The sequence below is a fragment of the Actinomyces timonensis DSM 23838 genome (assembly GCF_000295095.1).
Classification (GTDB): domain Bacteria; phylum Actinomycetota; class Actinomycetes; order Actinomycetales; family Actinomycetaceae; genus Actinomyces; species Actinomyces timonensis.
In genome coordinates this window covers 649287-658655 of sequence record NZ_JH806633.1, presented here as the reverse complement: position 1 = coordinate 658655, position 9369 = coordinate 649287, and the positions used below count along the sequence as shown (strand labels likewise).

Here is a 9369-nt window from a genome sequence, read left to right as displayed (position 1 = left end):
GATGAGCGGGGACGTCGTCACACTGAATCACCCATATGACGGGATCGCCCTCATCCAGATGTGCGACCAGGAGGGCGGGAACACATTCACTGCCAGTCTGCTGCGACAGCTGCAGGAGCGTTTCGCGGCCGTGGAGGAGGATGAGTCGGTGCGCGCGGTCGTGCTGACGGGGGTGGGCCCCTACTTCTGCTGCGGAGGAACCCGGGAATCGCTGATTGACCTGCATGCCGGTCGTTCCACTTTTTTGGGTGAGAACTCCGGGGCGGCGGTGTACTCGCTCCCGTTGTCCTGCCCGGTGCCTGTGATCGCGGCGATGCAGGGCCACGCTATCGGCGGGGGACTGTCGCTGGGACTGTTCGCGGACTCTGCCGTCCTGGCGGCCGAGGGCGTCTATGGGGCGACTTTCATGAAGTACGGCTTCACCCCAGGGTTCGGCTCCACGTTGGTCTTTCCAGCCCGGCTGGGGCAGGTGCTGGGCAATGAGATGCTGCTCAGCGCCAAGACCTACCGTGGTGTCGAGCTCGGGCGGCGCGGTGTTCCGTACCCTGTGGTGACACGGAGCGACGTGGTGGATGAGGCGCTGCAACTGGCGCGTGTGTACGCCGAGCGCCCCCGTCACTCGCTGATCATCCTGAAGGATGCCCTCGTCGCCGACCTGCGGGCGCGGCTCGCCTCGCAGATTGAGATCGAGCTCGTTATGCACGAGCGCACCATTCACCGGCCTGAGGTCGCTGAGCGCCTAGCGACCCTGTATGACGGCTGATCCCCAGGAACACTTCTCGAGAGAAAGGAAGAACAATGACCACGGATACCGCCTTCGAGGCTCTCGTCGCCTCTGCCCGGGAGATTCTCGGGCTGCCTGAGGACCAGGTTGTGACTCGGGCCGATAGCCTCAGAGACCTGGGAGCCAACTCTGTTGATCGTGCCGACATCATCACCGATGCCATGGAGGAGCTGGGTGTGTGGACCGCGTTGGTCAGCTTTGCTGACGCCCAGAACCTCGGGGAGCTGGCTGACGTCCTCGAGCAGAAGGCGGGCCAGGAATGAGGCCGGTGGCTGTTGTGACCGGAGGCTCGCGCGGTATCGGTCGCGCCGTGGTCGAGCGCCTGGGGCGGGACGGCCACGATGTCGCGGTGCTGTGCTCCTCGGCAGTGTCGACCACCGATGACGCCTGTGCCGCGGTCCGGGCGGCTGGCGGCCGGGCAGTCGGCTATCAGTGCGATGTGAGTGACTCCTCCCAGGTCCGCACCACGGTCAAGGAGATTATCGACGAGCTGGGCTACCCCCAGGTCCTGGTGAACAACGCTGGTGTCATCCGGGACAACGTAACTGCCATGATCAGCGATGAGGACTTCGACCGGGTCGTGGCTGTCAGCCTCCGTGGAGCCTTCCTCCTGACGCGCGAGTGCTACTTCGGCTTCCTGCGCCAGCGTCACGGCTCCATTATCAACGTGGCGTCTGTGTCAGGGCTGACTGGTACGGTGGGCCAGTCCAACTACGCTGCGGCCAAGTCCGGGATGATCGGCCTGACCAAGTCGGTGGCCAGGGAGCTCGCAGAGCGAGGCGTGCGCTGCAACGCTGTTGCGCCTGGCCTGGTCCGCACGGAGATGGCGCACGACTCGATCTCTGACGACGCTCTGTCTCAGATCCCCATGCGCAGGGCGGCGCTGCCTGAAGAGGTTGCCAGCGTCGTCGCGTTTCTGGCTGGTCCTGACAGTACTTACGTCACTGGGACGGTGATTCGTGTGGATGGTGGGCTGGCGGCCTGAGGCTGTGATGGGCGGACGATCCTATGTTCCTGTGTGGGTGGGCGTTCTGGGTTAGGAGTTGTTTATGTCGTGCGTCTCGTGTCTGCATCCTCATGTGCTTGCGTTGAGTGACCTGCATGTGCATTATGAGGCTAATCAGGAGGTTGTGGCGTCATTGGTGCCGGAGCATCCGGAGGACTGGCTCGTGGTGCCTGGGGATGTTGGTCAACGTGTTGACGAGGTCGTCTCGGTGCTGGAGGCGCTGGCGGCCAGGTTCGCGCGGGTGGTGTGGGTGCCCGGCAACCATGAGCTGTGGACTCTTCCGAGGGATCGGGGCGGTCTGCGGGGGCAGGCCAAGTATGAGGAGCTGGTCAGGTGCTGTCGGGAGATTGGTGTCGTGACGCCGGAGGATCCGTTTCCTGTCTGGAGGGGTCCGTGGGGGCGTGTGAGTCATGTGGTGCCTACTTTTCTGTTGTATGACTACTCGTTCCACCCGTCGTGGTTGTCCTCCCAGGAGGCCTATGAGCGTGCTGTCGCGGCTGGGCACATGCTGACTGACGAGGTGGTGCTGCATCCTGACCCTTATGCGAGTCGGGCTGAGTGGTGCCGGGAGCGGGTGCGGGTGACTGAGGGTCGTCTGGCGGCGCTGCCGCGTGGTGAGCCGGTTATGGTGGTCAACCACTATCCTCTGAGGGCCGAGCCGACCGCTCGTATGTTCTCGCCCCATCTCCCGTTGTGGTGCGGTACGCGCCTGACTGAGCGATGGCACCTGCGCTACCCGATTGACACTGTGGTCTATGGGCACCTGCACATGCCGAGTTCCAGTGTGGTCGACGGGGTGCGTTATGAGGAGGTCTCGTTGGGCTACCCCCGGGAGTGGAGTGGGCGTTCCCGGAGGCCGGGGCTGCGGCGCGTCAGGTGCGGCTCATGAGTGGTGCGTCCTTGAGGGAGTTGGTGCCGCGGTGTGTCCGGGTTAGCGAGCGTCGTCATGATCATGATCCTGAGCCGTTGTATCCCGAGGAGGCTGCTCACATCTCTCGGGCGGTGGTGAAACGGCGGCGTGAGTTCACCACGGTTCGGCGCTGCGCGCGCGAGGCGCTGGGAGAACTGGGGCTCGGCCGGCCCCCCATGGTCCCGGGCGAGGCGGGCTCACCGACCTGGCCAGATGGGGTGGTGGGAAGCATGACCCACTGCGCCGGCTACCGGGCCGCGGCTGTCGCGCTGGCCAGTGACGTGTGCGCGGTAGGGATCGACGCCGAGCCCAACGAGAGGATGCCCGCGGGGGTGCTGGGGGCTGTCGCCTCGGAGGCTGAGGCCGAGCGGCTCCGGCTGCTCCTGGCTAGCCGTCCTGGCACCGCCTGGGACAGGCTCCTGTTCAGTGCCAAAGAGAGTGTGTACAAGGCGTGGTTCCCCCTGGCGCGCCAGTGGCTCGGCTTCGAGGAGGCCGACGTCGTCATCGACCCCTCGGGAGGCTTCCGCGCGGCCCTGGCCAGGCCCCTCGTTCTGGGCTCGGGGAGGGAGACCTGGGAGCTGGCAGGCAGGTGGAGCTGCGATGCCAATCACCTGATGACCTCGATCGTGCTCCTCGCGGCTGAGGGCACTGAGGCATCTCATAGCTCTGGGACCGCCTAGATTCTGGGGCACGAGGAGGAGGCGCCCTCGGCCGCCCGCTCGGCCACGTCGTCGACCTCACCGGACTCCCCGCGCTCACCGCACCACCCCGCCCCGGTCCCGTTGACGGGCTCGTTTAGGCTGATCGCATGAGCACCCGCATCGCTGTCACCGGCGCGACCGGCCACGTCGGCGGCATGGCCGCCGGCATCCTCCACACCGAGGGCGTCCCCGCCCGCCTCCTCGTGCGGGACCCCTCCCGCGCCCCCTCGTGGGCGGGCGACGTCGCCGTCGCGCCCTATGGCGATCGGGAGGCCTGCCGGGCGGCGCTGGAGGGGATCGACGTCGTCCTCATGGTCTCGGCGCACGAGTCCTGGGACCGGCTCGAGCAGCACCTGTCGTTCATCGAGGCCGCGCGCGAGGCCGGGGTGAAGCACGTCGTCTACACCTCGTTCCTGTCGGCCGCGCCCGACGCCGTCTTCACCTACGCGCGCACCCACTGGGCCACCGAGCAGGCCCTGGCCGCCTCCGGCATGGGCTGGACCTTCCTGCAGGACTCCTTCTACGCCGACGACTTCCCTGAGTTCGCCGTCGACGGCGTCATCGCGGGGCCGGCGGGGCAGGGGCGCGTGGGCGCCGTCGCCAGGGCGGATGTGGGCCGGAGCGCCGGCGCGGTGCTCCTCGACCTCGCGGGCGCCGGAAGCCGCCCGGGATCGTCGCACGAGGGCGCCACCTACCGGCTCACCGGCCCGGCCAGCCTCTCCATGGCCGAGATCGCGCAGATCCTCACCGAGCACGGCAGCCCCACCGTCTACCGCGCGGAGACCATCGAGGAGGCCTACGCCAGCCGCGAGTCCTACGGCGCTCCGAATTGGGAGGTCGACGGCTGGGTGAGCACGTACACCTCCATCGCCTCCGGCGCGCTCGACGTCGTCACCGACGATGTGCGCGCCCTCATCGGCCGGGCCCCGGTGTCCCTGGCCGACCTGCTGGCCGCCCGCGCCCAGCGCGATTGACCGCCGGAACTGGCACGGGGGAGCGCTGCCCAGTCCTGCGGCGATAGCCGAGCGCCCCGCAAGGCATAGGCTCCACACATGACCGCCAGCACCAATCCCTCCGCCCGCGGTCCCCAGGCGACAGCCTCAGTTCGTCCAGCGCGCCCGCCCAAGGAGCCGCGCAGGATGCGGGTCGCGACCGCGTGGCTGATCGTCCTCACAGGCATCCTCTGCGGGTCGGCACCCATCGCGTTGATGATGGCGCTGCAAACCGGAAGAGCCCCTTATGCGCCTGGGGCGCTGGCAGTGTTCTCAAGGCAGGAGTGCGCGGGGCCGCCGAACCTGCCGTGTGGACCACGGCATTCGGGATCGCGTGGTTCGGCGGCATCGCGCTCACCGTCGCCACGCTCGCCACCCGTCCCTGGCAGCGCCTGCCCACGGACCCGCCCCCACCGGCGCGGTTCCCGCCAGTCATGCTTCCACGTGACCAGCACCACGCTCCCATGATGCGGTCAGGGCCAGCCCCGCCGCCGACGGCGCGCTAACCTCTGAGGCGCCAGACATCCTTTAAGTCCGTCCAGTGAGGCGGGGAAGGGGGCCTTCATGGCCACGAATCTGTCAGGCGCCACTGCTGGCGCACCCACGAGCGGGAAGAAGATCCTCGGCGATGCCGAGATCGCGCGCTCCCTCCTGCGCATCGCGCACGAGGTGATCGAGCGCAACCGCGGATTGGAGGACGTGGTCCTCCTGGGCATTCCCAGTGGGGGAGTGCCCCTCGCGCACCGGCTGGCCGAGGCCCTCGCCGTCGCCGCCTCCACGAGCACCGCGATCGACTCAGCCGCCAACGGCGACCCCATGATCGAGGTCGGCACCCTCGACATCACGATGTACCGCGATGACCTGGGCCGCCACCCCATCCGCGTCCCAAGGCCCACCACCATCCCCGCCGGGGGCATCGATGGGCGCACCGTCATCCTCGTCGACGACGTCCTCTACTCGGGCCGCACCATCCGCGCCGCCCTGGACGCCATCGGCGCCATCGGCCGCCCCTCCTCCGTGCAGCTGGCCGTCCTCGTGGACCGGGGCCACCGCGAGCTGCCCATCCGCGCCGACTACGTCGGGAAGAACCTGCCCACCTCCCGGTCCGAGAAGGTCGTCGTCGCGCTCACCGAGCTGGGCGCCACTGCGGACGCCGTCACGATCGAGACCATCCCGGCCAGCGAGGAGGCCACCCGATGAAGCACCTTTTGAGCGCCAAGGACCTGGACCACGACGACACCGTCATGGTCCTCGACACCGCCGAGGCGATGGCCGCCACCCAGAAGCACGCCGTCAAGAAGCTGCCCACCCTGCGCGGCAAGACCGTCGTCAACCTCTTCTTCGAGGACTCCACGCGCACGCGCCTCTCCTTCGAGGCGGCTGCCAAGCGCCTGAGCGCCGACGTCATCAACTTCTCCGCCAAGGGCTCCTCCCTGTCCAAGGGCGAGTCCCTCAAGGACACCGCCCAGACGATCATGGCCATGGGCGCGGACGCCGTCGTGGTGCGCCACAGCGCCTCGGGCGCCGCCCACCTCCTGGCCCACGCCGGCTGGATCAACGTCCCCGTCCTCAACGCGGGCGACGGCACCCACCAGCACCCCACCCAGTCGCTCCTCGACGCCATGACCCTGCGCCGCTGGTACGCCCCCGGCGGGCCCGCCAGCGGCGCCGAGCGCGCCGCCGACGGCTCGCCGGCCCCCCAGGGCCGCGACCTGGACGGCGCCCGCGTCATCATCGTCGGCGACGTCCTGCACTCGCGCGTGGCCCGCTCCAACGTGGACATGCTCACGCACCTGGGCGCCTCCGTCACCCTCGTCGCCCCGCCGACCCTCCTGCCCGTGGGCATGGAGGACTGGCGCTGCGAGGTCTCCTACGACTTCGACGACGCCATCGCCTCCGTCGAGCCCGACGCCGTCATGATGCTGCGCGTCCAGCGCGAGCGCATGAGCGCCGCCGGCGGCGGCTACTTCCCGAGCCCCGCCGAGTACTCGCGCGCCTACGGGCTGGACGCCATCCGCCGGGCCGCCATGCCCGAGCACGCCATTGTCATGCACCCCGGGCCCATGAACCGCGGCCTGGAGATCACCGCCGAGGCCGCGGACGACCCGCGCTCGCGCGTCATCGAGCAGGTCGGCAACGGGGTCTCCGTGCGCATGGCCGCCCTCTACCTCCTCCTCGCCGACGAAGGGAACCAGCTGTGACCGCCCACCTCATCACCGGTGCCCGCCCCTATGGCGAGGACACCGCCGACATCCTCATCATCGACGGCGCCATCGCCGCGATCGGCCCCGACGCCGCCGCCCAGGCGCCCGCCGGCGCCACCCGCCACGACGCCACCGGCCTCGTCGCCCTGCCGGGCCTGGTCGACATCCACACGCACCTGCGCGAGCCCGGCGGCGAGGACGCCGAGACCGTCTTCACCGGAACCCGCGCCGCCGCCGTCGGCGGGTACACGGCCGTGTTCGCCATGGCCAACACCAACCCCGTGCAGGACAACGCCGGAGTCGTCGAGCAGGTCCTGCGCCTCGGCCGCGAGGCCGGCTGGGTCGACGTCCACCCCGTGGGCGCCGTCTCCGAGGGCCTCCAGGGCAAGCACCTGTCCGAGATGGGCGCCATGGCGGCCTCCGAGGCCCGGGTGCGCGTCTTCTCCGACGACGGCAAGTGCGTGTCCGATCCCGTCCTCATGCGCCGCGCCCTGGAGTACGTCAAGGCCTTCGACGGCGTCATCGCCCAGCACTCCCAGGACCCCCGCCTCACCGAGGGCTCCCAGATGCACGAGGGCGCCCTGTCCGCCGAGCTCGGCCTGCGCGGCTGGCCCGCCGTCGCCGAGGAGTCGATCATCGCCCGCGACGTGCTCCTGGCCGAGCACGTCGGCTCGCGCCTGCACGTGTGCCACCTGTCCACCGCGGGCAGCGTCGACATCATCCGCTGGGCCAAGGCCCGGGGAATCAACGTCACCGCCGAGGTCACGCCGCACCACCTCATGCTCACCGATGAGAAGGCGCGCACCTACTCGCCGTTGTACAAGGTCAACCCGCCGCTGCGCACCGCCGAGGACGTCGAGGCCGTGCGCGAGGCGCTGGCCGACGGCACCATCGACGTCGTCGGCACCGACCACGCCCCCCACCCGGTGGAGGACAAGGACTGCGAGTGGGCCGCCGGCGCCTTCGGCATGACGGGCCTGGAGACGGCCCTGCCGATCATCATCGCCACGATGGTCGAGCCCGGCCGCATGACCTGGCGCGACGTCGCCCGCGTCCTGTCCACCACGCCGGCCCTCATCGGCCGCGCCGAGGACCAGGGCCAGGGCCTCGAGGCCGGCGCTCCCGCCAACCTGTGCCTCGTCGATCCGGCGGTCAAGCGCGTCGTCGACCCCGCCGCCCAGTGGACCCGCTCCTCCAACAGCCCCTACGCGGGCATGGAGCTGCCCGGCCAGGTCATGGCCACCTTCCTCCACGGCCGCCCCACGGTCCTGGACGGGAAGCCCGTCGAGGCCGCCTGAGCCATCGGCCCTCCTGGCGGGCGGCGCCCCTTGGCGCTGCCCGCCGGCTCGGCGCGCCCACCCGCCCGCCGAGCCCATCCATCCCCGTACCCCGGACGCTCCCTGGGCCCTGCGCCCCTCCCACCCGCTCCACCACTCACTCCTCAGGAGCCGCATATGCCAACCAACGGAAGCGCCGGGCCTGTCACAGCCCCCGGCCACACGCCCACCACTGCCAGGCCACCCGCGATCCTCGTCCTGGAGGACGGCTACGTCCTGCGCGGGCGCGCCTACGGCGCCCAAGGCCGCGCCCTCGGCGAGATCGTCTTCAACACCGGCATGACCGGCTACCAGGAGACCCTCACCGACCCCTCCTACCACCGCCAGATCATCACGATGACCGCGCCGCATATCGGCAACACGGGCATCAACGGCGCCGACGCCGAGTCCTCACGCATCTGGGCCGCTGGCTTCATCGTCCGCGACCCCGCCAGGCGGGCCTCGAGCTGGCGCTCCACCGGCGAGTTGGAGGACGCGCTCATCGACGCGGGCGTCGTGGGGCTGTGCCACGTCGACACGCGGGCGCTCACCCGCCATCTGCGTGAGCGCGGCGCCATGCGCGCCGGCATCTTCTCCGGCGAGGCCCTCCCAGTCGGCGCCGCCCACGAGGGGCCCGGCTCGGCCGCCGCCATCGAGATCTGCCTCGACATCGTCCGCTCCAGCCCCGCCATGGCCGGCCAGGCCCTCGCCGGGGAGGTGACCACTGCCAGCGGCTACGTCGTCGAGCCCAGCGGGGCCTTCGCCGGGCGCGAGCCCGTCGCGGTCGTCGCCGCCATCGACCTGGGGATCAAGAGCCGCACGCCGGCCCAGCTCGCCGAGCGCGGCGCCCGCGTCCACGTCCTGCCGCAGAGCACCACCCTGGCCGAGGTCCTCGCCCTGGGCCCCGACGGCGTCTTCTTCTCCAACGGCCCCGGCGACCCCGCGACCGCCACCGCCGAGATCGACCTCCTGCGAGGCGTTCTGGACGCCGGCATCCCCTTCTTCGGGATCTGCCTGGGCAACCAACTGCTCGGCCGCGCCCTGGGCTACGGCACCTACAAGCTCGACTACGGGCACCGCGGCATCAACCAGCCCGTCCTCGACCGTGCCACCGAACGAGTCGAGATCACCTCCCACAACCACGGCTTCGCCGTCGACGCCCCCACGGGCGCCCCGACCACCGCGCCCTTCGACTCCGGGCGCTACGGGCGCGTCGAGGTCAGCCACGTGGGGCTCAACGACGGCGTCGTCGAGGGCCTGCGAGCCCTCGACATCCCCGCCTTCTCCGTCCAGTACCACCCCGAGGCGGCCGCCGGCCCCCACGACGGCGAGCACCTCTTCGACCGCTTCATCCGCCTCATGCGTGACCGGCGCGGCGCCCAGAGCGCGCCCGGCGCCCCGCAGACCGGAGCCGGCGCCCCCGCCCATCCCGACACCACTGCCAAGGAGGCCTGAG

General features: G+C 70.3%; 10 protein-coding genes. All 10 read left to right on the top strand.

The features are described 5' to 3' along the window. Position 1 precedes the first annotated feature (1 nt). The 10 genes from A1QA_RS0109335 to carA all read left to right on the top strand — a co-directional run bounded on the left by A1QA_RS0109335 (position 2) and on the right by carA (position 9368). Positions 2 to 763, top strand: coding sequence for a polyketide synthase (locus A1QA_RS0109335; protein WP_017178647.1), 762 nt, complete (start codon positions 2 to 4; stop codon positions 761 to 763). Between the two features lie 35 nt (positions 764 to 798). Beyond that, the gene (locus A1QA_RS0109330; RefSeq protein WP_017178646.1) at positions 799 to 1047 is read left to right on the top strand and encodes a phosphopantetheine-binding protein; all 249 of its coding nucleotides are present in this window, start codon (positions 799 to 801) and stop codon (positions 1045 to 1047) included. Further along, complete coding sequence (fabG, locus tag A1QA_RS0109325) at positions 1044 to 1769, top strand: 3-oxoacyl-ACP reductase FabG (RefSeq protein WP_043508389.1); 726 nt, start codon at positions 1044 to 1046, stop codon at positions 1767 to 1769. The genes A1QA_RS0109330 and fabG overlap by 4 nt, the downstream gene beginning before the upstream one ends. 64 nt (positions 1770 to 1833) lie before the next feature. Then, positions 1834 to 2679, top strand: coding sequence for a metallophosphoesterase family protein (locus tag A1QA_RS16805; RefSeq protein ID WP_017178644.1), 846 nt, complete (start codon positions 1834 to 1836; stop codon positions 2677 to 2679). After that, positions 2676 to 3380 carry a 4'-phosphopantetheinyl transferase family protein gene (locus A1QA_RS16700; protein WP_051000626.1) on the top strand — a complete coding sequence of 235 codons (705 nt, stop codon included), beginning with the start codon at positions 2676 to 2678 and terminating at the stop codon, positions 3378 to 3380. The genes A1QA_RS16805 and A1QA_RS16700 overlap by 4 nt, the downstream gene beginning before the upstream one ends. A 128-nt stretch (positions 3381 to 3508) precedes the next feature. After that, positions 3509 to 4375, top strand: a complete 867-nt coding sequence (locus A1QA_RS0109310; RefSeq protein WP_017178642.1) for an SDR family oxidoreductase — start codon at positions 3509 to 3511, stop codon at positions 4373 to 4375. 582 nt (positions 4376 to 4957) lie between these two features. Continuing rightward, positions 4958 to 5593 carry a bifunctional pyr operon transcriptional regulator/uracil phosphoribosyltransferase PyrR gene (gene pyrR, locus A1QA_RS0109305; RefSeq protein ID WP_017178641.1) on the top strand — a complete coding sequence of 212 codons (636 nt, stop codon included), beginning with the start codon at positions 4958 to 4960 and terminating at the stop codon, positions 5591 to 5593. Further along, positions 5590 to 6594: an aspartate carbamoyltransferase catalytic subunit gene (locus A1QA_RS0109300; protein WP_017178640.1), complete on the top strand. Its 1005-nt coding sequence runs from the start codon at positions 5590 to 5592 to the stop codon at positions 6592 to 6594. Before pyrR ends, A1QA_RS0109300 begins: the two co-directional genes overlap by 4 nt. Then, positions 6591 to 7895 (top strand): dihydroorotase, encoded by a 1305-nt coding sequence (locus tag A1QA_RS0109295; protein ID WP_017178639.1) that lies wholly within the window; start codon positions 6591 to 6593, stop codon positions 7893 to 7895. Before A1QA_RS0109300 ends, A1QA_RS0109295 begins: the two co-directional genes overlap by 4 nt. Before the next feature lie 156 nt (positions 7896 to 8051). Beyond that, the gene (carA, locus tag A1QA_RS0109290; RefSeq protein ID WP_017178638.1) at positions 8052 to 9368 is read left to right on the top strand and encodes a glutamine-hydrolyzing carbamoyl-phosphate synthase small subunit; all 1317 of its coding nucleotides are present in this window, start codon (positions 8052 to 8054) and stop codon (positions 9366 to 9368) included. Position 9369 lies beyond the last annotated feature (1 nt).

Bases quoted from the DNA above. Each gene is read 5' to 3' on its own strand.
- A1QA_RS0109335 (WP_017178647.1), top strand. From the start codon at position 2: ATGAGCGGGGACGTCGTCACACTGAATCACCCATATGACGGGATCGCC.
- A1QA_RS0109330 (WP_017178646.1), top strand. From the start codon at position 799: ATGACCACGGATACCGCCTTCGAGGCTCTCGTCGCCTCTGCCCGGGAG.
- fabG (WP_043508389.1), top strand. From the start codon at position 1,044: ATGAGGCCGGTGGCTGTTGTGACCGGAGGCTCGCGCGGTATCGGTCGC.
- A1QA_RS16805 (WP_017178644.1), top strand. From the start codon at position 1,834: ATGTCGTGCGTCTCGTGTCTGCATCCTCATGTGCTTGCGTTGAGTGAC.
- A1QA_RS16700 (WP_051000626.1), top strand. From the start codon at position 2,676: ATGAGTGGTGCGTCCTTGAGGGAGTTGGTGCCGCGGTGTGTCCGGGTT.
- A1QA_RS0109310 (WP_017178642.1), top strand. From the start codon at position 3,509: ATGAGCACCCGCATCGCTGTCACCGGCGCGACCGGCCACGTCGGCGGC.
- pyrR (WP_017178641.1), top strand. From the start codon at position 4,958: ATGGCCACGAATCTGTCAGGCGCCACTGCTGGCGCACCCACGAGCGGG.
- A1QA_RS0109300 (WP_017178640.1), top strand. From the start codon at position 5,590: ATGAAGCACCTTTTGAGCGCCAAGGACCTGGACCACGACGACACCGTC.
- carA (WP_017178638.1), top strand. From the start codon at position 8,052: ATGCCAACCAACGGAAGCGCCGGGCCTGTCACAGCCCCCGGCCACACG.